The sequence below is a fragment of the Intrasporangium calvum genome, from assembly GCF_028446585.1.
Taxonomy (GTDB): domain Bacteria; phylum Actinomycetota; class Actinomycetes; order Actinomycetales; family Dermatophilaceae; genus Intrasporangium; species Intrasporangium calvum_A.
In genome coordinates, this window is record NZ_JAPFQL010000007.1 from 1 (window position 1) to 24,516 (window position 24,516).

Annotated in this window: 24 protein-coding genes; 14 read left to right on the top strand and 10 right to left on the bottom strand. The window is 71.9% G+C overall.

Annotation, left to right across the window (positions count from 1 at the left end):
- Positions 1–100: methionine/alanine import family NSS transporter small subunit (locus OO014_RS19340; protein WP_420485471.1), on the bottom strand; the 100-nt coding region annotated here is incomplete at its 3' end.
- Positions 97–1,641, bottom strand: a complete 1,545-nt coding sequence (locus OO014_RS02860) for a sodium-dependent transporter (protein ID WP_272460757.1) — start codon at positions 1,639–1,641, stop codon at positions 97–99. The genes OO014_RS02860 and OO014_RS19340, both read right to left, overlap by 4 nt.
- A gap of 103 nt (positions 1,642–1,744) precedes the next feature.
- Between OO014_RS02860 and OO014_RS02865 the strand changes: the two genes are divergently transcribed.
- Positions 1,745–3,040 (top strand): GNAT family N-acetyltransferase, encoded by a 1,296-nt coding sequence (locus OO014_RS02865; RefSeq protein WP_272460758.1) that lies wholly within the window; start codon positions 1,745–1,747, stop codon positions 3,038–3,040.
- A 58-nt stretch (positions 3,041–3,098) separates the two neighbouring features.
- On the opposite strand, the gene OO014_RS02870 is transcribed toward OO014_RS02865, so the two are convergent.
- A complete protein-coding gene (locus OO014_RS02870) occupies positions 3,099–3,773 on the bottom strand; it encodes a SprT-like domain-containing protein (protein ID WP_272460759.1) in 675 nt (224 codons plus the stop codon).
- A 328-nt stretch (positions 3,774–4,101) separates the two neighbouring features.
- On the opposite strand from OO014_RS02870, the gene OO014_RS02875 reads away from it, so the two are divergent.
- Both OO014_RS02875 and OO014_RS02880 read left to right on the top strand, forming a co-directional pair.
- Positions 4,102–4,551, top strand: a complete 450-nt coding sequence (locus OO014_RS02875; protein WP_272460760.1) for a rhodanese-like domain-containing protein — start codon at positions 4,102–4,104, stop codon at positions 4,549–4,551.
- Between the two features lie 5 nt (positions 4,552–4,556).
- Complete coding sequence (locus tag OO014_RS02880; RefSeq protein ID WP_272460761.1) at positions 4,557–5,219, top strand: TRM11 family SAM-dependent methyltransferase; 663 nt, start codon at positions 4,557–4,559, stop codon at positions 5,217–5,219.
- 127 nt (positions 5,220–5,346) lie between these two features.
- Here the strand turns inward: OO014_RS02880 and ppsA are convergent, their stop codons facing one another.
- Both ppsA and OO014_RS02890 read right to left on the bottom strand, forming a co-directional pair.
- Positions 5,347–7,722: a phosphoenolpyruvate synthase gene (ppsA, locus tag OO014_RS02885; protein ID WP_272460762.1), complete on the bottom strand. Its 2,376-nt coding sequence runs from the start codon at positions 7,720–7,722 to the stop codon at positions 5,347–5,349.
- 82 nt (positions 7,723–7,804) lie between these two features.
- Complete coding sequence (locus OO014_RS02890) at positions 7,805–8,638, bottom strand: pyruvate, water dikinase regulatory protein (RefSeq protein WP_272460763.1); 834 nt, start codon at positions 8,636–8,638, stop codon at positions 7,805–7,807.
- A gap of 105 nt (positions 8,639–8,743) precedes the next feature.
- Between OO014_RS02890 and OO014_RS02895 the strand changes: the two genes are divergently transcribed.
- Complete coding sequence (locus OO014_RS02895) at positions 8,744–9,736, top strand: cobalamin biosynthesis protein (RefSeq protein ID WP_272460764.1); 993 nt, start codon at positions 8,744–8,746, stop codon at positions 9,734–9,736.
- Here OO014_RS02895 and OO014_RS02900 read toward each other — a convergent pair.
- Both OO014_RS02900 and OO014_RS02905 read right to left on the bottom strand, forming a co-directional pair.
- A complete protein-coding gene (locus OO014_RS02900; RefSeq protein ID WP_272460765.1) occupies positions 9,681–11,465 on the bottom strand; it encodes a SulP family inorganic anion transporter in 1,785 nt (594 codons plus the stop codon). The genes OO014_RS02895 and OO014_RS02900 overlap by 56 nt on opposite strands.
- Before the next feature lie 87 nt (positions 11,466–11,552).
- Positions 11,553–11,912, bottom strand: coding sequence for a hypothetical protein (locus OO014_RS02905; protein ID WP_272460766.1), 360 nt, complete (start codon positions 11,910–11,912; stop codon positions 11,553–11,555).
- Between the two features lie 67 nt (positions 11,913–11,979).
- Here OO014_RS02905 and OO014_RS02910 point away from each other — a divergent pair, with 67 nt between their 5' ends.
- Positions 11,980–12,588, top strand: coding sequence for a polysaccharide deacetylase family protein (locus OO014_RS02910; protein ID WP_272460767.1), 609 nt, complete (start codon positions 11,980–11,982; stop codon positions 12,586–12,588).
- Positions 12,589–12,922: 334 nt separating this feature from the next.
- Complete coding sequence (locus tag OO014_RS02915) at positions 12,923–13,186, top strand: hypothetical protein (RefSeq protein WP_272460768.1); 264 nt, start codon at positions 12,923–12,925, stop codon at positions 13,184–13,186.
- On the opposite strand, the gene OO014_RS02920 is transcribed toward OO014_RS02915, so the two are convergent.
- Together OO014_RS02920 and OO014_RS02925 are read right to left on the bottom strand one after the other, a co-directional pair.
- Positions 13,183–14,088 (bottom strand): MerR family transcriptional regulator, encoded by a 906-nt coding sequence (locus OO014_RS02920; RefSeq protein ID WP_272460769.1) that lies wholly within the window; start codon positions 14,086–14,088, stop codon positions 13,183–13,185. The two genes, OO014_RS02915 and OO014_RS02920, sit on opposite strands and share 4 nt — an antisense overlap.
- A gap of 25 nt (positions 14,089–14,113) precedes the next feature.
- Positions 14,114–14,542: an SRPBCC family protein gene (locus tag OO014_RS02925; protein WP_272460770.1), complete on the bottom strand. Its 429-nt coding sequence runs from the start codon at positions 14,540–14,542 to the stop codon at positions 14,114–14,116.
- A gap of 140 nt (positions 14,543–14,682) precedes the next feature.
- On the opposite strand from OO014_RS02925, the gene OO014_RS02930 reads away from it, so the two are divergent.
- Genes OO014_RS02930 through OO014_RS02960 form a run of 7 tightly spaced genes read left to right on the top strand, consistent with a single transcriptional unit; the run spans position 14,683 to position 22,300 of the window.
- Positions 14,683–15,963 (top strand): NAD(P)/FAD-dependent oxidoreductase, encoded by a 1,281-nt coding sequence (locus tag OO014_RS02930; RefSeq protein ID WP_272460771.1) that lies wholly within the window; start codon positions 14,683–14,685, stop codon positions 15,961–15,963.
- Positions 15,960–16,715: a DUF1365 domain-containing protein gene (locus OO014_RS02935; protein ID WP_272460772.1), complete on the top strand. Its 756-nt coding sequence runs from the start codon at positions 15,960–15,962 to the stop codon at positions 16,713–16,715. The genes OO014_RS02930 and OO014_RS02935 overlap by 4 nt, the downstream gene beginning before the upstream one ends.
- Positions 16,712–18,031 carry an SAM-dependent methyltransferase gene (locus OO014_RS02940; protein ID WP_272460773.1) on the top strand — a complete coding sequence of 440 codons (1,320 nt, stop codon included), beginning with the start codon at positions 16,712–16,714 and terminating at the stop codon, positions 18,029–18,031. Before OO014_RS02935 ends, OO014_RS02940 begins: the two co-directional genes overlap by 4 nt.
- Complete coding sequence (locus OO014_RS02945; protein WP_272460774.1) at positions 18,028–18,780, top strand: SDR family NAD(P)-dependent oxidoreductase; 753 nt, start codon at positions 18,028–18,030, stop codon at positions 18,778–18,780. The genes OO014_RS02940 and OO014_RS02945 overlap by 4 nt, the downstream gene beginning before the upstream one ends.
- Complete coding sequence (locus OO014_RS02950; RefSeq protein ID WP_272460775.1) at positions 18,777–20,144, top strand: cryptochrome/photolyase family protein; 1,368 nt, start codon at positions 18,777–18,779, stop codon at positions 20,142–20,144. Before OO014_RS02945 ends, OO014_RS02950 begins: the two co-directional genes overlap by 4 nt.
- Positions 20,145–20,148: 4 nt before the next feature.
- On the top strand, positions 20,149–20,868 hold the full coding sequence (locus tag OO014_RS02955; RefSeq protein ID WP_272460815.1) for a CPBP family intramembrane glutamic endopeptidase: 720 nt from the start codon (positions 20,149–20,151) through the stop codon (positions 20,866–20,868).
- Between the two features lie 4 nt (positions 20,869–20,872).
- Complete coding sequence (locus OO014_RS02960) at positions 20,873–22,300, top strand: tryptophan-rich sensory protein (protein WP_272460776.1); 1,428 nt, start codon at positions 20,873–20,875, stop codon at positions 22,298–22,300.
- Positions 22,301–22,316: 16 nt separating this feature from the next.
- Here the strand turns inward: OO014_RS02960 and OO014_RS02965 are convergent, their stop codons facing one another.
- Positions 22,317–23,351: a GlxA family transcriptional regulator gene (locus OO014_RS02965; protein WP_272460777.1), complete on the bottom strand. Its 1,035-nt coding sequence runs from the start codon at positions 23,349–23,351 to the stop codon at positions 22,317–22,319.
- Positions 23,352–23,529: 178 nt separating this feature from the next.
- Here OO014_RS02965 and OO014_RS02970 point away from each other — a divergent pair, with 178 nt between their 5' ends.
- Positions 23,530–24,492 (top strand): DMT family transporter, encoded by a 963-nt coding sequence (locus OO014_RS02970; RefSeq protein WP_272460778.1) that lies wholly within the window; start codon positions 23,530–23,532, stop codon positions 24,490–24,492.
- The last annotated feature ends 24 nt before the right edge of the window (positions 24,493–24,516 follow it).

A 24,516-nucleotide genomic window follows, 5' to 3' on the forward strand; every position in this document is an offset into this window, starting at 1 on the left:
CCTCGGTGTCGCCGCGGCGCAGGTTGTGGATGGCCAGGGCCAGCCCGCCCCACACCACGAGGATGGCGACGATCATCATGACGATCGCTCCCGTTGTCATCGTTCGACCTCCTCCCTGTCGTGTCCGTGGACGGGTGTGTCCGGTCGCCAGGGGATCCTGGCCAGCAGGAAGCCGGCGATGAGCACCACGAAGGCCGCACCCCAGCCGAAGACGAGCAGCATCCACTGCGGGTAGTCGCCGTACGGCTTCTCGATGACCGCGATGAACTCACGGATCAGCACGAAGCCGAGGGCGAGCGGGCTGATCGCCGAGATGAGCGCGAGCCACCAGACGCCCACCGGCACCGACCCGTCCCGATTGAGGTGGCTCTGCAGCCCCGGCAGCGCCCGCACGAACCAGGCGAGGACGATCATGCTCACGACGGCGACGAGCAGGATGCCGAAGCGGTTGATGAAGTGGTCGACGATGTCGAGGACGTAGAGCCCGCTCGTCGTGCTGAACCCGACCAGGCTGATCAGGGCGCAGGGGATGGTGACCCACAGGGTCGCCGCGATGCGCGACATCTCGAACTTGTCCCGCACGGCGGAGATGACCACCTCGAGGACGCTGATGAGCGAGGTGAAGCCGGCGAGGACCAGCGAGAAGAAGAACAGGACACCGAGCAGCGCGCCGGCCGGCGCCTCGTTGACGATGGCCGGGAACGCGACGAAGGCCAGGCCGAGCCCCGAGGTGGCGACCTCGCTGACGGCGACGCCGGACGCCTGGGCCATGAAGCCGAGGGCCGCGAACACGCCGATGCCCGCGAGGATCTCGAAACCGGAGTTCGACAGGCCGACGACCATCGCCGAGCCCGTCATGTCGGTGCGCCGGCGCACGTAGCTCGCGTAGGTGATCATGATGCCGAAGCCGATCGACAGCGAGAAGAAGATCTGCCCGTAGGCCGCGGCCCACACGGCCGGGTCGGCGAGCGCTGACCAGTTCGGCGCGAAGAGCGCGTCGAGGCCGGCTGCCGCACCGGGGAGGGTGAGGCCCTGGATGACGAGCGCCGTGAACGCGATGACGAGCACGGGGATGAAGATGACCGAGGTGCGGCCCACTCCGCGCTGCACCCCGAGGGCCATGAGGACGATGAGGGCTCCCCACACGACGAGGAGGGGGACGATGACGCCCGGCACGAAGTCGAGCGACAGGCCCGGCGTCTCGGCGACCTTGAGGTACTCACCGAAGAGGAACTTGTCCGGGCTGTCGCCCCACGCCTTGTTGAAGGAGAAGAACGTGTAGCTGAGCGCCCAGGCCAGGACCGCCGCGTAGTAGACGGCGATCATGAAGCAGACCCCGACCTGCCACCAGCCCAGCCCCTCGGTGCCGCGCGACAGGCGGGCGAAGGACAACGGCGCCGACCCGCGGAACTTGTGGCCGAGCGCGTACTCGAGGAAGAGGAACGGGATGCCCGCCGTGAACAGGGCGACGAGGTAGGGCAGGATGAAGGCGCCGCCACCGTTCTCGTAGGCGACGTAGGGGAACCGCCAGATGTTGCCGAGGCCTACGGCAGAACCGATGGCGGCGAGGATGAAGACCCGCCTGGTCGAGAACATTCCCCGACGTTCCTCGCGCACATCGTCGTCCGCTGTGGTGCTCATGAACCCTCCCGGATCGAGCGAGACTGGTGCTCCCCAGCATTCACCCAAGAGCGTGACCTGCGCCACCCCCGCATGATCCACATCGGAGAAAGGAGTCCCGAACGTGGTCAAGCAGATCCGCCTCATCGGCACCGGGCTCGGCCACAGCGCGCACCTCACGAGGGCGGCCACCGTCGCCCTCGGGACCGTCGACGTCGTCCTCGTCGTCGACGGCGACGCGGACGCGCAGCGGACCCTCGTCTCCGAGGTGCTCCAGAGGCAGCCGCTTCCGCGGTTCGCTGAGGCAACCACCCCTCTGAGCCCGCTTGCGCGCGAAGGCAACTCAGCGGCATACGGAGAAGCACTGCTTGCCGGCTGCCTCGACGCGCTGGGGGATCTGACGCCGGACGAGCAGATCGTGGGGATCCTCGTTCCCGGCCTTCCCAGGGTCGAGGCAGCGGCCGACCAGATCGCTCACCGGCTCGCGGACCACTTCGGCGCGGGGGTGGAGGTCGTCCCCGGCCTCGCGGCGGCGCAGCTGCTCGCCGCGGCCCACGGCATCTCCCTCGCCCAGGACGACGAGAACGTCAGGCTCGTGTCAGCCGAGGGCCTCAGCGAGAGCTACGAGCCGGCGGACGGCGTGGCCGTCGTCGTCGGCGACCCGGACCTGCGCTGCCTCGAGCTCACCGACCTCTATCCAGACCTGAACGTCTACTGGGGGGCACGGCTCGGCCGCGACGACGAGGTGCTCGTCGCCGGCCGGCTCGACGAGCTGACCGTGGAGCTCCCCGCCGCGTGCGCTCGGGCGCAGGCGGCCGGACCGCCCCTGCTGGATGCCTACATCGTGCGACCCGCGGAGACCCGAGCCCGCCCCGGGCCCGCGCCGTGGCCGGCCCTCGCCGAGCTGACCGACGGGGTGCTCACGCTCCGGCCGGTCACGACGGAGGACTGGCCGACGGTGTTGGCGGAGAACAACGACGAGGAGTCGCTCCGCTGGTCGCTCACCGGCGAACGACTCACCGAGGCGCAGGCCCGGCAGCGGGCCGCCGGCGCGCGCCGCGAGTGGGTCCGCGGCCGCGCCGCGCGCCTCACCATGGTCGACCGGGCCACCGGACGCGCGGCCGGGCAGCTCGGCGTGCTCCGGATGGGCCCGCCCGAGGTGGGCATCATCGGCTACGGCGTGCTGCCGGAGTTCCGCGGGCGGGGTTTCACGACGCGCGCGCTCCGGCTCGTCGCCGACTGGGTCTTCAGCACGACGTCGATCGGGCGGCTCGAGCTCGGCCACAAGGTCGACAACGTGGCGTCCGGAGTCGTCGCGGCCCGGGCCGGTTTCGTCCGTGAGGCGGTCCTCGCCGGCCGGCTGAGAAACGCGGACGGCTCCTTCTCCGACGAGGTCGTCTACGCCCGGGGGCGCCCCTGACCCCTTGGCCACCGGGTCGCAGCGCCTCCGGGCGACCGCGGTCGCCCGGAGGCAGCGGTCAGCCGGAGCGCTCCACCCAGGCGAAGGGGACCGACAACAGCCCCTCCGGGATGCGCACGCGATAGCGGGTCCGCCCGCGCGTCACGATCTGCCCGACGACCCCGTCGTACTGCCCCGGCGCCGCGATCCGCACCGTGGCCCCGGGGCGCAGCCGGCCGGGGGCGAGTTGAGGCAGCCCGAGCCGGAGCGCGTCGAGCTCGGCGACGTAGTTCGGGTGCATCGGCACCCGCTGACCGCGATGGGTCCAGGTGAAGACCCGGGAGAGGTCGGTGCCCGCGCACCGGGTGCACAAGGCCACCCGGGACGGCATCCGGTGCCGGGTGGTGCGGTGGCCCATGGCACACGTGCCCACCCAGTCACCCGCGATGCTCGGCACATCTGCCGAGGAGCAGCGGTTGCCCGAGCAGCCGATCTGGTGGGCCTTGGCCCGCCACACGGAGTCATGGCCGTGCCCGGGGCCGACGAGCGCGTGAGCGATCTCGTGGAGGATCGTGTCCCGGACCTCTTCCTCCGGGTGGAGCCGCGTCAGGTGCGCGCTCAACGAGATCTCTCGGGTGGCCGCTCGACAGACTCCCGCCCGCGTGCGGGCTCGGTCGAGGTTCAAGGACCAGTCACCCAGGCCGTGGGCGGCCATCAGCTCCCGGCCCAGTTTCAGTGCAGCACTCAGCTCCATCGCGTTCCCAACTGTCGATGCCCCTGCGGTGACCCTAGGAGATCCCACCGACACCGGGCCGACGAGCTGCCCGTGCCGGCCCGGACGGTTGGCCGGGTCACCCCGATATCCGTGGGGTCGATCTCACCTCGCTGCGTCGACAAGACCTGGATGCGCAGGATCGGCATCCCACTTCACCTGGATGCGGCGGGTTGAGGCGACGCATCCACGCCATCCGGACCCTGCGGGATGAGACCAGCCACCACATACCCCCTGGGGTATATTCGGTCCAGCCTTCCCCTCCACTCGGTGGAGAATGGCCCTGCGACCCGTCCCGTCAGGAGCTCACATGTCACCCCGTCGTCGTCTCGCCGGCGCCCTCCTCGCCCTCGCCGCCCTCACCTCGGTCGCCGCCTGCAGCGGCTCGGACGGCGGCGCCAGCCTGACCGCCGCTGCCCCTGCCGCCGCAGCCCCGACGCTCGGTGCCGAGCTGTCGCCGGCCGACTTCGCCGCGGCCGCCAAGCGCGAGGGCACCACGATCCTCGACGTGCGCACCCCCGCTGAGTACGCCGAGGGCCACCTGCCCGGTGCGGTCAACATCGACGTGCAGAGCCCCGACTTCGCTGCACGGATCGGCCAGCTCGACCCCAAGGCGACCTACGCCGTCTACTGCCGCTCCGGCAACCGGTCCGCCGCCGCCCTCCAGCTGATGCAGGGTGCCGGGTTCACGTCCGCCTACCACCTCGGCGGTGGCATCGGCGCGTGGCAGCAGGCCGGCGGCGAGGTCGTCACCAACTGATCCTGATGCCCCGACCTCCCCTACCGCCTTATCTGACGGCAACCACGGCCGAGCTGGCTGCCGAGCGGCTCACCGGGGCCGACGAGGACGTGCACTTCAGCGAGCACGTCGCGGCGGAGGTCATCGAGCGCCTCACCGATCCCGGTGACCTCGTGCTCGACCCGTTTGCGGGCTTCGGCACCACCCTCTCCGTCGCAGACCGGCTCGGTCGTCGGGGCCTCGGCGTCGAGCTGCTCCCCGAGCGGGTCGAGCTGGCCCGCACCCGCGCGCCCGGCGCGACCGTGATCGAGGGCGACGCCCGCGGTCTGCACCGCTTCATCGCCGAGCCCGTCGCGCTCTGCCTCACGTCACCGCCCTACCGCACCGCGAACGACCACCCGCACGACCCGCTCACCGCCTACACCCTGGTCGCGGGCAGCTACGAGAGCTATCTGGCTGACCTCACCGCGGTGGCGCAGACGGTGGCCCGCCATCTCAGGCCGGGCGGCCACCTCGTGCTCAACGTCGCCAACATCCGGCACGACCGCCACACGACCACCCTCGCGTGGGACGTGGCCAGAACCATCGGCGCCGTCCTCCCCTTCGTCGGCGAGACCGTGATCCACTGGGACACCCTCCCGCACGACCTGACGGGCGACTACCTGCTCACCTTCAGGCGGGAGGACTGACTCCCGTCAAGGGCACGATGGGCGACGGCCAGCAGCTCACCCACCCCGCCGAGACGTGACTCGCCTTCGGCGCAGGCGAGCCCAGCGGCATACGGACGCTGTCGTATGCCGCTGGGCTGGGTCCCGCTCAGCGCGCGTGCCTGGCCAGCCGGAGCCAGGTGTCAACCACGGTGTCGGGGTTGAGCGACATCGTCTCGATGCCCTCGTCGAGGAGCCACTCCGCGAGGTCGACGTGGTCGGACGGGCCCTGGCCGCAGATGCCGACGTACTTGCCCTGGGCGCGGCACGCCTGGATCGCCATGCTCAGCATCTTCTTGACGGCCGGGTCGCGCTCGTCGAAGGAGCCGGCGACGAGCGCGGAGTCGCGGTCGAGGCCGAGCGTCAGCTGCGTCATGTCGTTGGAGCCGATGGAGAAGCCGTCGAAGTGCTCGAGGAACGCGTCGGCGTTGACCGCGTTGGACGGGACCTCGCACATCATGATGACCTGCAGGCCGTTCTCGCCGCGGCGCAGGCCGTGCTGGGCCAGCAGGTCGATGACGCCCTCGGCCTCGGCGACCGTGCGGACGAACGGGATCATGACCTTGACGTTGGTCAGGCCCATCTCGTCGCGGACGAACTTCAGCGCCTCGCACTCCATCGCGAAGCACTCCGCGAAGTCGGCTGACAGGTAGCGCGACGCACCCCGGTAGCCGATCATCGGGTTCTCCTCGTGCGGCTCGTAGCGCTCGCCGCCGATGAGGTTGGCGTACTCGTTGGACTTGAAGTCGGACATCCGAACGATGACCGGCTCGGGCGCGAAGGCCGCCCCGAGCATCGCGACGCCTTCTGCGAGCCGCTTGACGAAGAAGTCGCGCGGGCTGTCGTAGGCGGCGATCAGCTCGGTGATCTGCTCGCGGAGCTCCGGCTCCTGGTCGTCGAGCTCGAGGAGAGCACGCGGGTGGATCCCGATCTGGCGGTTGATGATGAACTCGAGGCGGGCCAGGCCGATCCCGCTGTGCGGCAGCCGGGAGAACTCGAAGGCCTGCTCCGGCGTGCCGACGTTCATCATGATCTTGACCGGGACGTCGGGCATCTCGTCGAGGGCCGTCTCGTCGACGGTGAAGTCGAGCAGCCCCTCGTAGACGAAGCCCGTGTCGCCCTCGGCGCAGGACACGGTGACCTCGTGACCGTCCTGCATGACCGACGTGGCGTTGCCCGACCCGACGACGGCCGGGATGCCGAGCTCACGGGCGATGATCGCGGCGTGGCAGGTGCGGCCACCCCGGTTGGTGACGATGGCGCTGGCGCGCTTCATGATCGGCTCCCAGTCGGGGTCGGTCATGTCGGCGACGAGCACCTCGCCCGGCTGGAACTCGTGCATCGAGGCGACGTCGGTCAGCACCCGGACCGCACCGGCGCCGACCTTCTGGCCGATGGCGCGGCCCTCGGCGACGACGGGGCCGCGCTCGTTCATCCGGAAGCGGCGCAGCGTCGACGAGCTGGCCCGCGACTTCACCGTCTCGGGGCGGGCCTGGAGGACGTAGAGGCGCCCGTCGATCCCGTCACGCGCCCACTCGATGTCCATCGGGCGGCCGTAGTGCTCCTCGATCTTCACCGCGTGCTGCGCGAGCTCGGTCACCTCGTCGTCGGTGAGGCTGAACCGCGCCTGGTCGGCTGCGTCGACGGGGACGAACTCCGTCGTCCGCCCGACCGACGCGTCCTGCGTGTAGACCATCTTCGTCGCCTTGGCGCCGATGCCCCGCTTGAGGATCGCCGGGCGGCCCGCCCGCAGCGCCGGCTTGTAGACGTAGAACTCGTCCGGGTTGACGGCGCCCTGGACGACGCCCTCGCCGAGGCCGTAGGCGCTCGTGATGAAGACGGCGTCGGGGAAGCCGGACTCCGTGTCGATGGTGAACATGACGCCCGAGGCGCCGATGTCCGACCGCACCATCCGCTGGACGCCGGCCGAGAGCGCGACGCCCGAGTGGTCGAAGTTGCTGTGCACGCGGTAGGCGATCGCCCGGTCGTTGTAGAGCGAGGCGAAGACGAGCTTGATCGCGTGGAGGATGTTGTCGATCCCGCTGATGTTGAGGAAGGTCTCCTGCTGCCCGGCGAACGACGCGTCGGGCAGGTCCTCGGCGGTCGCGCTCGAGCGGACCGCCCAGCTCACGTCCGGGCTGCCGGCCGCGGCGACGAGCTCGTCGTAGGCCGACCGGATCTCGCTCTCGAGGTCGGCCGGGAAGGGCTGGGACTCGACCGCGTCGCGGATCTCGTGCCCCACCTCGGCGAGGCGCCGCACGTCGTCGACGTCGAGGTCGTCGAGGAGGGCGTTGATCCGGTCGGCGAGCCCCTCGTGCGCGAGGAACCGCCGGTAGGCGTCCGCCGTCGTCGCGAACCCGTCGGGGACGGACACACCCGCCTTGGAGAGGTGCTGGACCATCTCGCCGAGGGAGGCGTTCTTGCCACCCACCGACTCGACGTCGCTCAGCCCCAGCTCACGGAACCAGAGGATGTTGGCGGTCATTGTGTTGTCCTTTCGTCGGCGATGACGGGCCTGTGACAGGCCGCTGACGGGCAGCGGCGGGCAGTGTCGGGCGGGCTGCCCGCTAGGCGAGGTTGTTCATGTGTCGGGTCTGCATGATCACCGCAGCCATCTCCTCGACCGACATCGATGCCGAGTTGATCGAGGGGATCTTGTGGGATCGGTAGAGGGCCTCGGCCCGCCGCAGCTCATAGCTGCACTGGGCGAGGGAGGCGTACTTCGAGCCCGGCCGCCGCTCGCTCCGCACCTGGGCGAGGCGGGCGGCGGTCGAGACGAGGCCGAAGCACCGGTCGGCGTAGTCGCGGATCGGGCGCGGGAGGTCGTTGGACTGGAAGTCCTCCTCGACGAGCGGGTAGTTGGCGACCTTGATGCCGTGCTGGAGCGCGAGGTACATCGAGGTCGGCGTCTTGCCGCAGCGCGAGGGGGCGACGAGGATCAGCTCGGCCTGGGCGAGGTTGCGCAGGCTCTGGCCGTCGTCGTGCTCCATGGAGAACTCGATCGCCTTCATCCGCTGCTCGTAGCGGCGCGGGTCGCCGACGCCGTGCAGGCCGGCCCGGTTGTGGCTGGCGTTGACGTGGAGGACCCGCTCGATGGCGTCGAGGTGAGTGCCGAAGAGGTCGATGAAGGCGCACTTCGTCTTGACCAGCTCGGTGCGCACCTCCTCGTCCGCGACGGTGGAGAAGACGAGCGGGGTCACCGAGTCCGTCATCGCCGCGTCCATCTCGGCGACGACCTGGCGGGCGACCTGCGGCGTCGTGATGAAGGGGATCTTGCGCCGCCGGAACCGCACCGTCGGGAACTGGTTGAGCATGAGGTTGCCGAGCGTCTCGGCAGAGATGCCCGTGCCACCGGCCAGGAAGAACACCGGTGTCTCGGCGACGTTGTCGGGGGCACTCACGGCGCCACTGTGCCACAGCCACGGCTGCGGGCGCCCCTTCCGTCCGCTCCTGCGGAACGGGCACCGCCGATCTGGCAGACTGCGCGCGGCGAGAGGAGGCCGCGCGTGACGGGTCGGGTCGGGTCGAGAGCCGCCGGGCTGGCGCTGGGCTTCGTGGCGGACCGCCTCCTCGGCGACCCGCGCCGCTGGCATCCCGTGGCGGGCTTCGGGACCCTTGCGGGGCATCTCGAGAAGCGGACGTATGCCGCTGGGCGCGCTCCCGGAGTCGCCCACGTCGCGCTGCTGGTGGGCTCAACGGCCGCCCTCGGGCTCATGGCCGAGCGGGTGACGCGGCGCTCTCCCGTGGCCCATGCGGCGGCGACGGCAGCGGCCACGTGGGCGGTGCTCGGTGGGCGGTCGCTCGTCCGTGAGGGCGATGTCATCAGTGGGCAGCTGTCCTCCGGGGACCTCGCGGCCGCCCGGCTCCGGCTGCGCAACCTCGTGGGCCGCGACACGACCCGGCTCGACCCGGATGGGATCGCCCGGGCCTGCGTCGAGTCCGTCGCCGAGAACACGTCCGACGCCGTCGTCGCCCCGCTGCTCTGGGGCGGCGCGCTGGGCGTCCCGGGACTCCTGGCCTACCGGGCCGTCAACACGCTCGATGCGATGGTCGGCCACCGGACACCGCGCTATCGCGAGTTCGGCTGGGCTGCCGCGCGCCTGGACGACGTGGCGAACTGGGTTCCCGCGCGGTTCGCCGCCGGGGCCGCGCTGACCAGTGCCGCACTTGACGGTGACTCCGTCGCGGTGTCCCGGGCCCGGGACGCGATCCGGCACGACGCCCCCGCGCACCCGAGCCCGAACGGCGGCGTCGTCGAGGCCGCGTTCGCCGGGGTCCTCGGCGTGACGCTGGGCGGCACCAACGTCTATGAGGGCCGGGCCGAGGACCGAGGGAGCCTGGGCGCGGGACCGAGCCCAGCGGCATACGACATCGGGCGGGCGAACCGCCTGTCCCGGCGCGTGGGGACGCTGTCGCTCCTGGGGGCGATGGCGCTCGCGGCGGCTAGGAGTCGGGGTGCCGCGGCTGCCGCGGGACCGGGGGGATCTCCAGGCCCTTGAGCGGGTGGCCGTGGTGCTCCTCGTACCACCTCGCGTAGGCCGCGACCGCGGTCGGCAGCGTCGGGAAGATGTGGTCCTCGCCCACCTGGTCGACGAACCCGGCCGCCTCGAGCGGCTCGCGCATGTCCTGCTTGACGCGAGCCATGGCGAAGCGGATGCCCTCCTCCTCCAGTGACAGGCGCAGCGTGTCGAGCGCATCGACGGCCGTCAGATCGACCTCGGTGTTGGCCTCGGCGTTGAGCAGGAACCACTCGACCGGCGCGACCCGCTGGGAGTCGGCGACGGCCTGCAGGGCGCGGCGGACGAAGTCGTGCGAGTTGGCGAAGAAGAGCGGGGAGTCGTAGCGATAGACGACGAGCCCCGGCACCTGGACGGCGTTGGAGTGGTCGTCGATGTCGTGCATCCCGGCCACGTTGGGGACGTAGCCGAGCACGCCGTCGTGCGGGTGGACGATCCGCCGCAGCAGGTCGAGGACTGACAGGACGATCGCGACGCCGATGCCCGGCAGCACCCCGAAGACGAGGACGGCGACCGTCGTCGACACGGTCAGGACGAGCTCGCTGTGCCGGAAGCCGGTGATCCGGCGCAGCTCCGCCACGTCGACGAGCCGCAGCGCCGCGTAGACGACGACACCGCCGAGTGCCGCCGTCGGGAAGGCGGCCAGGATCGGGCCGAGCCAGAACATCGTCGCCGCCAGCACCCCCACCGAGACGAGCGAGTGCAGCTGCGTGCGCGCGCCCATGGCGTCGGCGAGCACGGTGCGGCTGCCGCTCGAGCTGACCGGGAACCCGGAGGTGAGGCTGGAGGCGATGTTGGCCGCACCGAGCGCGACGAACTCCTGGTTGCTGTCGATCGTCTCGCGACGCTTGAGGGCGAACGCCCGGCCGGTGAGGACGTTGTCGCTGTAGGCGACCACAGCGACCCCGATCGCGGCGGGGAGCAGCTTCCAGATCTCGACGTCGTCGAGCCGCGGGAGGCCCATCGGCGGCAGGCCCCTCGGCACCTCGCCGACGACCTTGATGCCCTCGTCGGCGAGGCCGAGCACCTGGACGAGGGCCGCGGCGCCGAGCATCGCGATGAGCGGGCCCGGCCAGCGCCTGGCCCACCGCCCGAAGGCGAGCAGGACCGCGAGCACGCCGAGCGCGATGGCGAGCGTGGGCGCATGCGCCTGGTCGAGGTGGGTCGCCGTGAAGCCGACCTCCTCGAGGAACGAGTCGCCCTCGACGTCGATGCCCGTGATCTTGTCGAGCTGGCTGACGATCATCAGCGCCGCGATGCCGGCCATGTAGCCGACGAGCACCGGCTTGGACAGCAGCTCGGCGAGGAACCCGAGACGCACGAGCCACGCGAGGACGCAGACCACCCCGACGGCGAGGGCGAGCAGGGCGGCGAGCTCGGCGTGACGGCCGGCGCCCGCCGCGCCCGCGAGCGCGCCGATCCCGGCCGCGGTCATGAGGGCCGTCGTCGACTCCGGGCCGACGGACAGCTGCCGCGACGACCCGAGGAGCGCATAGACGACGAGGGCCGGGGCGCACGCCCACAGGCCGGTGATGGCCGGGAGACCCGCCACCTCCGCATAGGCCATCACCTGCGGGACGAGGTAGGCGGAGACGGTGACGCCCGCGAGGACGTCGCCACGCAGCCAGGTGCGGTCGTAGGAGAGCAGCACGCCCAGCCCTGGGGCGAACCGCGCCCACCTGGCCTGCCGCTCCTCCCGCGTGTCCGTCACGAGCCGAACGTACCCGTCGGGCCGTGCTGTGATGGAGAAGACGCGTGCGGTGCACCACAGGTGTCAACCGGAGGGACCGGCCAGGAGTCAACTGGGGGTGACGGAAGAAGGCGCCATGGGTGCAGCGTCTCGCGGCAGGCTCCGCTGGTTCGCAGGGGCGGGGGTGGCGGCCGGTCTGGTGCTCTCGGCGTGCGGCGGCGCCGATCCCGAGCCGCCCGGCGCTTCGAGGTCCCCGACCGGGTCGGCAGCCACGAGCACCAGCCTCTCGACCAGCCCGTCATCCAGCACGACGAGCCCGTCGACGAGCACTCGCGCGACACCTCGGCCAAGGACGACCACGCCGCCGCAGACCACCCGGGTCACCACAGCGCCACGCACGACGACAACGAAGCCCCCGACCGCGGCGCCCAAGCCCTCGACCTCCACCACCCCGCGGCCCCCGGTCACCACCACAGCCCCTCGTCCGCCCAGCTGCTCCGTCCCGAGCGGGCTGCTCGGGCGCGACCTGACGCGCGTGCCGACCGATCGCAAGGTCGTCGCCCTGACCTTCGACGCCGGAGCCAGCAATGACGGGGTCGCCTCGATCCTGGCGACGCTGGCCGACAAGGGCGTGCCGGCGACCTTCTTCCTCACCGGCGACTTCGTCGACGCCTTCCCCGGGAGCGCCCGGGCCATGGCGAAGTACCCGATCGGCAACCACACGTACAACCACCCCGACCTGACCACCGTGTCCGACACCAGGGTGCGCACCGAGATCAACAGCGCCGAGAGCCGGATCAAGGCCGTCACGGGCCAGGACCCGAGGCCGTACTTCCGCTTCCCCTTCGGCGCCGTCACCGGGCACACCATCTCGGTCGTCAACTCCGAGTGCTACGTGCCGTTCCGGTGGACCGTCGACACCTTGGGCTGGAAGGGCACCTCCGGCGGCCAGTCGGTTGGCTCGGTCGTCGACCGGGTCCTCGATGCGGCGGTCCCGGGGGAGATCGTGCTCATGCACGTCGGCGCCCACCCGGAAGACGGCTCGACCCTCGACGCCGATGCCCTGCCGAGGCTGATCGATGCACTCCGGGCGCGCGGCTACGGATTCGTCACGCTGCAGGCCGTCCTCGGTTCGGCCCCGTGAGGCCTCCCATGTGCGCACCCAGCTTCCTCGACTCCGGCCCAGCGGTGCCGGGTCCACACGTCCACGACGGGCCGATGACCTTCGCACCGACGGCGCTGTCGGCTGGGTGCGGTCGGGTCTCCAGCCTCGGCCCGTCGTGGCGCCATCCCGTATGCCGCTGGGCCGGGTCCGCGCCCACCTCGACCTGAGCGCCCTCCGCCACCACCACCAATCGGGCCGGGGTCCGATCCGTGGTGGGCTCACGCGGCAGACGCCACCGCGTCCCGGGCCCGGGTCCGATGCGTGGTGGGCTCACGCGGCAGACGCCACCACGTCCCGGGCCCGGGTCCGATGCGTGGTGGCCCCTTCCCGTATGCCGCTGGGCCGGGTCCGCGCCCACCTCGACCTGAGCGCCCTCCGCCACCACCAATCGGGCCGGGGTCCGATGCGTGGTGGCCCCTCCGTAGCCTCAGCCGGCTCCGCATCGGCCGCACCGGACACGTCCTGCCAGAAGGCCGGGCTGAAGACCCTGATCGGCGCCGGGCTCATCGACGACGTCGCCAAGGGCGGGCTGCCCGGATGCAGCCTTCTGCTCCGGGGCGGGCGTCGTCCTGTCTAGGCCGGGCGCCGGGACGTGAGGGTCGACTCGAGCAGCTCGACCCCCGCCCGGACCTGGTGCCCGAGGGGGACAGAGCCGGCACCGACGTCCTCCTGCCGGCCACCACCCACGAAGGTGACGACGTCGGGACGGGCGGTGCGCAGCTCCTCGCAGACCTGGCGGGCCGGCACGACGTCGGCTTGCCGCGGCACCGCGAGGACCACCGCGGCGGCGGCTCGCGCTCCGACTGCCGCCACCCAGTCCCCCGCGGGGAGGTCGGCTCCGAGGTAGGCCGTCGAGAAGCCCGCTCTGCGCAGGCCGACGGCGAAGGCCAGGATCCCCAGCTCGTGCCGGGCGCCCGGCGGCAGGCCCAGGGCGACCACCGGACCGACGGCGCGACCTCCGGCCGCCTCGTAGGCCGCGGCCAGCCGGCGCTGGATCGCATAGCTGAGCAGGTGCTCACCCGCAACGGTGATGCGCCCGTCGGCCCAGGAGTCACCGATGACGACGAGTGCGGGCATGAGCCAGTCGTCGACGACTCGCTCGAAGGCCGCCCGTGCGAAAGCGTCGTCGAGAACGTCCGACACCCGGGCCGGGTCCAGCGCGGCCGCGGCCTCGACGAGCTCGGCCACGAGGTCATCCGAGACGGCCCCGGCGACAGCACTGCCTGGAGCCAGCCCCCGACCGGGCACTGAGCCCCCACTGCTGAGGCGCGCCTTGGTCTCGGCGGCCGCCTCACGGGCCGACCACCCCTCCTGGACCAGAGCCGCCATGATGCCGAGGGCGCGCAGGTCCTCCGCCGAGTAGAGGCGGTAGCGGCCGTCGGACCGTGCCGGGCTCACGACGCCATAGCGCCGCTCCCACGCCCTGAGGGTGGACAGGCTGATCCCCGTCAGCTCGGCCGCACGTTTGATGGTGTACATGGTTTGTCCAGTCTAGGTCTGGACATCACAGCGCGTGCAGGGCGCGCCGCAACCCGTCGGCTCCGTCGTCCACGAGCCGCTTCAGGGCCGGCGCCAGCAGGGGGGCGGCCACCTTGCGCCACCCCTTGAGCTCGAAGCTCGCGGAGTAGGTCACCGTCGAGCCGGAAGCGGCGCCGTCGATGGTCATGTCGTCATGGGCGACCAGGCTGGAGTTCTCGCCCCGCAGCACGATGCGGCGCCCGGGCTCGAGCTGCGTGACGACGTAGCTCACCTCCGCTTCGCGGCCCATGAACCGGGAGACGTTCCGATACCGCGTGCCGACGCCACCGTCACCCGAGACCCGCTCGGTGCGCACGGTGGCTGGATCCCACTCCGTCGTCGTCGTGAAGTCCGACAGGTAGGCGAAGACCCGGTCGGCAGGGGCCGGGACGGTGAGTGTGCGAACGAACTGCATGGGGTCCTCCTCGATAACCTTTGACAAACCTTATACAGAGACTCTACATTGACGAACAGGCCAGGGAAAGCCCATCCAGCCCCGACTCGGCTCCGAACGGCTGGCCATCCGCACCCCACGCAGTCCCCCGAGGGAGCACCATGAACCAGCGCCGCCAACCGACCACCGCTGTCATCGGCGCCGGCGTCGCCGGCCTGACCGCGGCCCACGTGATGTCCCGCACCGACGCCGTGACGCTCTTCGAGGCGGACCAGCGGGTCGGCGGGCACGCCCACACCCACACGGTCCCGGCCCCGGACCAGGGGGCGGGCGCCGATCCCCTCCGCGTGGACAGTGGCTTCATCGTCCACAACGAGCGGACCTACCCGCACCTGCTGCGACTCTTCCGCGAGCTCGACGTCGAGACCCGGCCAACCGAGATGAGCATGAGCATCACGTGCGAGCAGTGCGGGCTCTCCTACGCGGGAGGCCTCGGCCTGCGCGGCATCCTCGCCCAGCCGGGCCGGGCCGCGGACCCGCGGTTCATCCGGCTCCTGACCGAGGTCCCTCGTTTCCACCGCGCGGCGCGACGGCTCCTCGAGGACCCGTCCACCGACCCGACGTGGGGCCAGTTCCTCCGGGACGGAGGGTTCTCGACCTACTTCGTCCGGCACTTCGCCATCCCGCTCGTCGCCTGCGTCTGGTCCTGCGGAGACCTCGACGCCGAGACCTACCCGGCCCGGCACCTCTTCCAGTTCCTCGACCACCACGGCATGCTCACCGTGACGGGCTCCCCCCAGTGGCGCACCGTGGTCGGCGGGTCGGCAACGTACGTGGACCGCCTGGTCTCCCGGCTTCCCGACGTCCGCCGCTCCGCGCCGGTCACGGCCGTGGAGCGCCACGACGACGGGGTCGATGTCCGCGTCGGGGACGCAGCACCAGAGCGCTTCGACCGCGTGGTGATCGCCACGCACGCCAACCAGGCCCTCGACCTGCTCGCCGATGCGACGCCGCAGGAGAAGGAGGACCTGGCCGCGATCCGCTACTCACGCAACACCGTGTGGCTCCATCGCGACTCCGCCGTCCTGCCCTCCGCCCAGCAGGCCCGGGCCTCGTGGAACTACCGGATGCGCTCCTGCGACGCCCCCAGCTCGCACGTCGCGGTCAGCTACTGGATGAACCGGCTGCAGGGCCTGCCCGGCCCCGACGAGCACGTCGTCACCCTCGATCCCGAGGGCCTGGTCGACCCGGCCTCCGTCACGGCCGAGATGTCCTATGAGCACCCGATCTTCACCGGCGAGGCCGTCGCGGCGGCGAGCCGGCTCCGCACCGCGGGCGGGGAACGCCTGGCCTTCGCCGGCGCCCACCTGGGCTGGGGCTTCCACGAGGACGGCTGCCGCTCCGGAGTCGAGGCCGCCGCGTCCTTCGGGGTGACCTGGTGACGACCACCGTCACACCCCCACCGGTCCCGAGCCTCGTCGAGGGGACGGTCTCGCACACACGCCACACCCCGCTGACGCACCGCTTCCGCCACCGCCACTTCCAGTGGCTCGTCGACGTGGACGACCTCCCCCGACTGCCCTGGCCCACCTCCCTGCTCGCCCGGTTCGACGCCGCCGACCACCTCGACGGCGGACGGCTCGGCGGCGGCATCCGCGGCGACCTCGACCGGTTCCTCGCGGCCCGCGGGGTCTCCCTGCCGCAGAACAGCCGCGTCCTCATGCTCGCCCACGCACGCTCCCTCGGGCACGTCTTCGACCCGCTCACCGTCTACTGGTGCATCGCCCCGGACGGCGAGCTCCTGGCCACCGTCCTCGAGGTGCACAACACCTACCGCGGACGCCACACCTACCTCATCCAGGTCGACGACCGCGGTCGAGCCGCCGTCGACAAGGCCTTCTACGTCTCCCCGTTCAACGACGTCTCGGGGTCCTACGACATCCGCCTCGTCCTCGAGGAGCGACGCGTCGCCGTCGCGATCCGACTCAACCGCGACGGCACGACCGTCCTCGACGCCGCGGTCGCCGGTCGGCCGATCCCGGCCACCACGCGCGCCCTGCTGTCCACCACCGTCCGTCACGCCTTCATGACCCACCGCGTCACGGCCCTCATCCGGTGGCACGGCGTGCGACTCTGGATGCGGCGCCTGCCCGTGGTCCCCCGCCCACACCGCCTGGAGGAGGCAGTCCGATGACCACGATCCAGCCCCAGCCCATTGTCCCGACACTCACCCCGATCCGGTTGCGAGCCAAGCTGGCCCGCACCATCTTCGAGCAGGTCCTCGACCGCGTGCCCGTCGACGTCACACTCCCCGACGGCACCCCGCTCCGACGGTCAGCGGACAGCGGCACCGAGCCCAGCGGCATACGGCCTGGTGTCGAGCTGCGACGGCCGGCGGCCTTCTTCGACCGCCTCGCCCACCACCCGAAGATCGGCATCGGCGAGGCCTACATGGCCGGCGACTGGCGCGCCGCCCCGGGCACGGACCTCGCCGACGTGCTGAGGCCGTTCGCCGAGCGCCTCACCACGGCGATCCCGAAGCACTGGGTCGCCCTGCGCCAGGTCGTCGACCGGGCCATCCCGCACGAGCAGCGCAACACGCTGACGGGCTCGCGCCGCAACATCGAGGCGCACTACGACCTGTCCAACGACCTCTTCGCCGCGTTCCTCGACGAGACGCTCACCTACAGCTCGGCGCTCTTCGACCGGGCCGCCCCGCTCGAGGAGCAGACGCTCGAGGACGCACAGCTGCGCAAGGTCCACGCCATCCTCGACGACGCCCGCGTCACCGCGGGCACCCGCGTCCTGGAGATCGGCACCGGCTGGGGCACCCTCGCGATCGAGGCGGCCAAGCGCGGCGCCCACGTGACGACGCTGACGCTCTCGCGCGAGCAGGCCGCCCTGGCCCGCGAGCGCGCCGCGGCTGCCGGCGTCGCGGAGCGCATCGACATCCGGCTCGAGGACTACCGGGAGGCGCGCGGCAGCTACGACGCGATCGTCTCGGTGGAGATGATCGAGGCGGTCGGTGAGGAGTACTGGCCGACGTACTTCCAGGCGATCGAGGGCCTGCTCGCCCCCGGTGGCGTCGCCGCGATCCAGGCGATCCTCATGTCGCACGACCGCTATCTCGTGACGCGCCGCTCCTATGGCTGGATCCAGAAGCACATCTTCCCCGGCGGCCTCATCCCCAGCCTGCGCGCCATCACCGAGGTGACGCACCGGCACACGGACCTGCGCGTGGCGGGCGTGCGGGCCTTCGGGCGTGACTACGCCGAGACGTTGCGGCGCTGGCGGGCCACGTTCATGGAGCAGTGGCCCCACGTGGAGGGGCTCGGCTTCGACGAGACCTTCCGCAACAAGTGGGAGTTCTACCTGGCCTACTGCGAGGCCGGTTTCGCGTCCGGCTACCTCGACGTCGCGCAGATCCGCTTCGAGCGGCAGGGACCGGGCTTGGCCAGCGGTGGCAGTGACGTCGCCGGCGCCGCCATCGGCATCCTGGACGCCGCGTGAGCCGGGCGGTCCGGGGCGAGCGGATCTGGGTCGTCGGGGCGTCCAGTGGCATCGGCGCCGAGCTGGCGCGCGAGCTCGTCCGGCGCGGCGCCGTCGTCGCTATCAGCGGCCGACGGACCGACGAGCTCGACACGGTGTCCTCGGGCGACATGGTGACCGTCCCCCTCGACGTCACCGACACGGCTGCCGTCGACGCAGCCGCGGCGACGGTCCGCGAGCGCCTCGGCGGTATCGACACCGTCATCCACAGCGCCGGCTACTGGAAGCAGTTCGACGCCGCCACGTGGGACCGCGAGGTCTTCGCGCGCCACGTCGAGGTGAACCTGCTCGGCCTCAACAACGTCCTCGCGGCCGTCGTCCCCGGGCTCGTCGCCCAGGGCAGCGGCCACGTGGTCGGCATCGCGTCGGTCGCGGGCTACCGCGGGCTCGCCGGGTCGGAGGCCTACGGCGCCACCAAGGCGGCCCAGCTCAACCTCCTGGAGGCCATGCGGGCCTCCCTGTCGCCGCGCGGAGTTCGCGTCACGACGGTGGCCCCGGGCTTCGTCCGCACGGAGATGACGTCGGTCAACGACTTCCCGATGCCGTTCCTCATCGACGCCGACGAGGCCGCGCGGACGATCGCTGACGGCCTCGAGCGTGGGTACGAGAACATCGTGTTCCCCAAACGGATGGCGGTCGCGGCGAGCGTCGCCCGCCTCGTCCCCGGCCGGGTGTGGACGGCGCTCAGCACGCGAGGTGCCCGGGCGTGACGGTCTCGGTCCTCTGGTTCCGGCGTGACCTGCGGCTGTCGGATCACCCGGCTCTGCTGGCAGCGCTGGACGCGGGGACCTCGGTGCTGCCCGTCTTCGTCCTCGACCCCCGCCTGCTCGCGCCCGGCCGCCCCCGCTCGCGACGGCTCGTCGCGGCGGTGCGGGCGCTCGCGGCCGCCCTCGATGGGCGCCTCGTCGTCCGCACCGGGAACCCCGGGGAGGTCGTCCCCGAGCTGGCCCGTGAGGTGGGGGCCGAGACGGTGCACGTGACGCGGGAGACGACGCCCTTCGGGCGCCGCAGGGATGCGGCCGTCGCGGCCGCGCTGAGCGCTGAGGGTCGGCGCCTGGCGGCCACCGGCACTCCGTATGCCGCTGGGCCCGGTCGCGTGGTCACGCAGAGCGGGGCGGCCTACCGAGTCTTCGGGCCGTTCGCGAGGGCGTGGCGGGCGCATGGTTCGCCGCCGCCGGCCTCCCCGCCCCTGCGCATCCCGTGGTTCGACGGGGACGTCGGGGGCGTCGCCCTGCCCGCCGTGTCGGCCGTTGCCTCATCCGGGGGGCTGGCCGGGGAGGTGGCGGCCCGCCAGAAGTGGCTCGACTTCCTCGCCGACGGCAAGCTGGCCCGATATGGCGAGGATCGCGACCGGCCGGACCTCGACGCGACGAGCCGGATGTCGATCCCGCTGAAGTACGGCGAGATCCACCCTCGGACCCTGCTGGCCGACATCGCCTCCCACCCGGACGGCCGCACGAGTGGCGCCGCGACGTTCGTGACGGAGCTGGCGTGGCGGGAGTTCTATGCCGACGTGCTGTGGCACCGCCCGGAGTCGGCGTGGCAGGACCTGCGGCCGGAGCTCGCCCGAATTCCGTACGACACCGGCCCGGAGACGGACCGGCTCGTCGAGGCCTGGCGCGCCGGACGGACCGGCTACCCGATCGTCGACGCGGGCATGCGCCAGCTGCTCGCCGAGGGCTGGATGCACAACCGGCTGCGGATGATCACGGCCAGCTTCCTCACCAAGGATCTGCACGTGTGGTGGCCCGCCGGGGCCCGGCACTTCCTCGACCACCTCCTCGACGGCGACATCGCCTCGAACAACCACGGCTGGCAGTGGGTGGCCGGGACCGGGACCGATGCGGCGCCCTACTTCCGCGTGCTCAACCCACTCCGCCAGGCGCACCGCTTCGACCCCGAGGGCGAGTACGTCCGGCGGTGGGTGCCCGAGCTGGCCCACCTGCCCGGCGCGGCCGCGCACGAGCCGTGGGACCACCCGAACGGGTATGACCACGGGTATCCCGGCCGCATCGTCGATCACGACGTCGAGCGCCGGGAGGCCCTGACCCGCTACGAGCTGTCGAGGAGGTGACGTGGTGCGAGGCCCCGTCGCCGAGCTGCGCGCCTTTGTCGACGCCGCCCTGCTGAGGCCCGTCGCCGATGCTCGACCGGATCCCCCCGGGGCCCGGCTCCGGCGCCGCGTCGTCGTGGGCATCAGTCTCGTCGTGGGGGCGGCCCTCTTGGCCTGGGCGCTGCGGATCCGACCGGGCGACGCGCTGTTCTACGCGGCGACCCTGGGACTGGCTGCTGCCTGGGCCCTCGGGGCGCTGCTCTCGGGCCCCCTCCGCCTCGGTCTCGGAACCACGCGGCGCGGCGCGCGCGAGCGCCCCGTCGCACAGTCGCTCGCGCTGGGCGGGCTGCTCCTCGCCGTCTTCCTCGCCGGCGCTCTCGTCGTCGCCCGGGTTCCCGTCCTCCGGGCACCCGTCGACGACCTGCTCGACCACGCTCGCTTCGGGTCCCTCCCCGTCGTGCTCGGCATCACCGTGCTCAACGGCATCGCCGAGGAGCTCTACTTCCGCGGCGCCCTGTATGCCGCCCTCCCCCGCCACGCGGTTGCCGTCACCACCGTGCTCTACGCGTTGACGACGGTCGGCAGCGGCGTGCCGCTCCTCGTCCTCGCGGCCGGCGTCGTCGGCCTCGTCACCGCCCTGCAGCGGCGCGTCACCGGGGGAATCCTCGGTCCGGTCATCACCCACGTCACGTGGTCGACCGGGATGCTCCTGCTGCTCCCACCCGTCCTCGACCTCGTGAGGTGACCGCATGACCGCCACCACCACCCCGGCCAGGACCGCCTCGCAGCGGACCGCTCTCGTCACCGGCGCCTCCGGCTACATCGGCGGACAGCTCGTGCCCCGGCTGCTCGCCGAGGGCTGGGCCGTGCGGGTCCTGACCCGGCGAGCCGGCTCCCTCGACGACCGGCCCTGGGGGAAGCACGTCGACGTCGTCGTGGGGGACGTCGCGGACCGCGCGGACCTCGAAACCGCGCTCAGCGGCATACGGACTGCGTTCTATCTCGTCCACTCGATGGACGACGAGCCGGGGTTCGCCGAGCGCGACCGCGAGGCGGCAGCCGCCTTCGGCGCGGTCGCCCGGGAGCAGGGCGTGTCCCGGATCGTCTACCTCGGCGGACTCCACCCCGACGGTGAGGAGCTCTCGCCGCACCTCGCCTCGCGCGTGGAGGTCGGGCGGATCCTCCTCGAGTCGGGCGTCCCGACGGCGGTGCTGCAGGCCGCGGTCGTCCTGGGCGACGGGTCGGTGTCGTTCGACATGCTGCGCCACCTCACCACGCGGCTGCCCGCGATGGTGGCGCCGAAGTGGCTGGACAACCGGATCCAGCCCATCGCCATCGACGACGTGGTCACCCTCCTCGCGGGAGCGGCCGAGCTGCCGACCGACGTCAACCGGACCTTCGACATCGGCGGGCCTGAGGTGCTCACCTACCGCGAGATGATCCAGCGTTTCGCGCAGGTGACCGGGCTGCGCCGCCGCGTCGTCGTCACGGTGCCGGTGCTGACGCCGCGCCTGGCGAGCCACTGGGTCGGCCTCGTGACGCCCATCGGCGCCGGGATCGCCAAGCCGCTCGTCGGCAGCCTGGTGCACGAGGTGGTGGCCAAGGAGTCCGACCTGCTCGACCGCGTGCCCGTGCCCGGCGGGCTGACCGGCTTCGACGAGGCGGTGCGCCGGGCGATGGAGGGAACCCGGCCCGACACCGCCCTGCGCAACCTCGCGCTCACCGGTGCCGCCGTCACTGCTGCGGCCGTGCTGGGATCGCTTGCCACACAGCCGGACTCACGGTGGTATCGGAGCCTTGACCTGCCGCCGTGGCAACCACCGAAGTCGGCCTTTCCGATCGTGTGGAGCCTGCTCTACGCGGACCTCGCAGCGAGCACCGCGGCGACCCTGACGAGCCTCGACCGGCGCGGCGACGAAGCGGGTCGCCGCACCTACCTTGCCTCCCTTGGGGCGAACCTGATGCTCAACGCGGGCTGGAGTGTGGTGTTCTGGCGGGGCCGGAGCCCGGGCGCAGCAGCGCTCGAGTCCGCCGCCCTCACGGCGAGCGGAGCCGACCTGGTCCGGCGATCCGCAGCCGCCAACCCGGTCGCCGGTCGGGCGCTCGTGCCCTACGTCGCCTGGTGCGGCTTCGCGACGGTGCTCAGCGCGGTGATCCACCGCCGCAACCGTCGATGACCTTGTCTACGCTTATCTAGTACTGAGGCAATAGTTCCGAAGACACCGTGATCGACCGGTGTTCGGCGGGCCAGGGTGGCACCGGAGGTGGCGTCCGGACGTCGCGGCCGGCGAACGTGCGGCGATACTGGAGCGGAGGCAGGCCGACCTCCTTCTGGAAGTGGCTGCGCAGCACGGCTGCCGTGCCGAAACCGCAGGCCCGCGCGATCCCCTCGACGTCCAGGGTCGTGGTCTCCAGAAGGTGCCTGGCGCGGAGCACTCGCTGAGCGGTGATCCACTTGTGCGGCGTCGTGCCGACCTCCCGGGCGAAGCGGCGGGCGAAGGTGCGCTCGGACATGGTGGCCCGGGCCGCGAGCGCGGGCACGGAGTGCTCCTCGTCCAGGTGCTGCGCGAGCCAGTCGAGCAGCTCCCGCAGGCTGTCCGCCGACTCGACCGGCAGGGGCGTCTCGACGAACTGCCGCTGACCGCCGGCCCGGTGCGGCGGGACGACCATGCGGCGCGCGATCCGGTTCGCGACGTCCGTGCCCAGCTCCTGGCCGACGAGATGGAGGCAGGCGTCGATGCCGGCGGCCGTGCCGGCACTCGTCAGGACGGGTCCGTCGTCCACGTAGAGCGAGTCAGCGTCGACCCGAGCCTCGGGGAACCGCTCGGCGAGCAGCGTGGAGTGCTTCCAGTGGGTGGCACAGGCGCGACCGTCGAGGAGACCCGCCGCACCGAGCCAGAAGGCGCCACTGCACACCGACAGGACCCGCGCGCCGCGGGCGACTGCTCCGCGCAGCAGCTCCAGCGCCTCGGGATGGAAGGGGCCGTCGACCGAGCCGCCGGGAATCGCGATGAGGTCCGCGTCGCGCGCGGCCTCGAACGGGTGCGTGGCGACGACGCCCATGCCGGTCTTGGTCCGGAGGACCTTGGAAGGATCGGCGGCGCACACCCTGAAGTCGAAAGGGGGGACGCCATCCTCGGTGCGGTCGATCCCGAAGACCTCACACAGCACGGCCAGCTCGAACGGGGCGACGGGCTCCTCGAGCAGGACGGCGACCGTGTGCAGCATCGCTACAGTCTGCCACGAGTGGCAGGAAGAGGGCGAACATCGGCACTTCTGCCACTGGTGGCAGAAATCATTCACACGAATGATTTCTGCCATGACGACTTCAGTGCGCGCCGGCTCGCGAGCCGGTGAACGGCGAAACTCGCGAGACACGCAGGCGCCACCTGCTTACCGTCGTTCCGTGACCAGCCCCCGCAACTCCTCCACCGAGGCAGCGGCCCGCGCTCCAGCGAGGACCGAGCCACCGGCCACCCGGACGGCCACCTGGCTCGTGCTCGCCGCGATGGCCGTGACACTCGTCCTCTGGGCGTCCGCCTTCGTGGCGATCCGGCACCTCGGTCATGACGTCCCACCCGGCGCCCTCTCGCTGGGCCGGCTCCTCGTCGCCTCTGTCGCCCTCGGGGTGCTCGTCTTCCGGCGCCGACCGACCTGGCCGCGGCGCGGCGACTGGGGTCTGCTCATCCTCTGCGGGGTGGCCTGGTTCGGCATCTACAACCTGGCCCTCAACGACGCCGAGCGACGCATCGACGCCGGCACCGCTGCCCTGCTCGTCCAGATCGGCCCGATCATCGTGGCTCTGCTGGCGACGGTCTTCCTCGGCGAGCGACTGACGTCCTGGCTCGTGGTGGGGATGGTCGTCGGCTTCGCCGGGGTCTTCATCATCGCGCGCGGCTTCTCCAACGGTGGCTCGGGTGACCGGGTCGGCGTCTGGCTGGCGGTCATCGCCGCCGTGACCTACGCCATCGGCGTGCTGGCCCAGAAGCCACTGCTGCGACGCCTGCCCGGACCGGAGGTCACCTTCCTCGCCTGTGCCATCGGCGTCATCACGCTGCTGCCCTGGTCCGGCGAGCTCGTCGACGTGATCCGGCAGTCCGATGCCGACACCCTCCTGTGGATTGCCTACCTCGGGATCTTCCCGACGGCGGTGGCCTTCTCCCTGTGGGCCTTCGTCCTGGCCCGCAGCGATGCCGGCAAGCTGACGCTGACGACCTTCCTCGTGCCGTTCATCGCGACCCTCATCGCCTGGGCCCTCCTGGCAGAGGTTCCCCCGGCCCTCACCTTCCTCGGTGGCGCGCTCTGCATCACCGGGGTGCTGCTCACGCGCCGCCAACCGGCTCGAAGGGCCGGGCGGCGCTCCACGTAGTCCTTCAGACCCACCCAGCTGCGG

Bases quoted from the DNA above. Each gene is read 5' to 3' on its own strand.
- OO014_RS02870 (WP_272460759.1), bottom strand. From the start codon at position 3,773: ATGGAGCTGAGTGCTGCACTGAAACTGGGCCGGGAGCTGATGGCCGCC.
- ppsA (WP_272460762.1), bottom strand. From the start codon at position 7,722: ATGACCGCCAACATCCTCTGGTTCCGTGAGCTGGGGCTGAGCGACGTC.
- OO014_RS02860 (WP_272460757.1), bottom strand. From the start codon at position 1,641: ATGAGCACCACAGCGGACGACGATGTGCGCGAGGAACGTCGGGGAATG.
- OO014_RS02960 (WP_272460776.1), top strand. From the start codon at position 20,873: ATGACCGCCACCACCACCCCGGCCAGGACCGCCTCGCAGCGGACCGCT.
- OO014_RS02920 (WP_272460769.1), bottom strand. From the start codon at position 14,088: ATGTACACCATCAAACGTGCGGCCGAGCTGACGGGGATCAGCCTGTCC.
- OO014_RS02875 (WP_272460760.1), top strand. From the start codon at position 4,102: ATGTCACCCCGTCGTCGTCTCGCCGGCGCCCTCCTCGCCCTCGCCGCC.
- OO014_RS02940 (WP_272460773.1), top strand. From the start codon at position 16,712: ATGACCACGATCCAGCCCCAGCCCATTGTCCCGACACTCACCCCGATC.
- OO014_RS02880 (WP_272460761.1), top strand. From the start codon at position 4,557: ATGCCCCGACCTCCCCTACCGCCTTATCTGACGGCAACCACGGCCGAG.
- OO014_RS02965 (WP_272460777.1), bottom strand. From the start codon at position 23,351: ATGCTGCACACGGTCGCCGTCCTGCTCGAGGAGCCCGTCGCCCCGTTC.
- OO014_RS02930 (WP_272460771.1), top strand. From the start codon at position 14,683: ATGAACCAGCGCCGCCAACCGACCACCGCTGTCATCGGCGCCGGCGTC.
- OO014_RS02925 (WP_272460770.1), bottom strand. From the start codon at position 14,542: ATGCAGTTCGTTCGCACACTCACCGTCCCGGCCCCTGCCGACCGGGTC.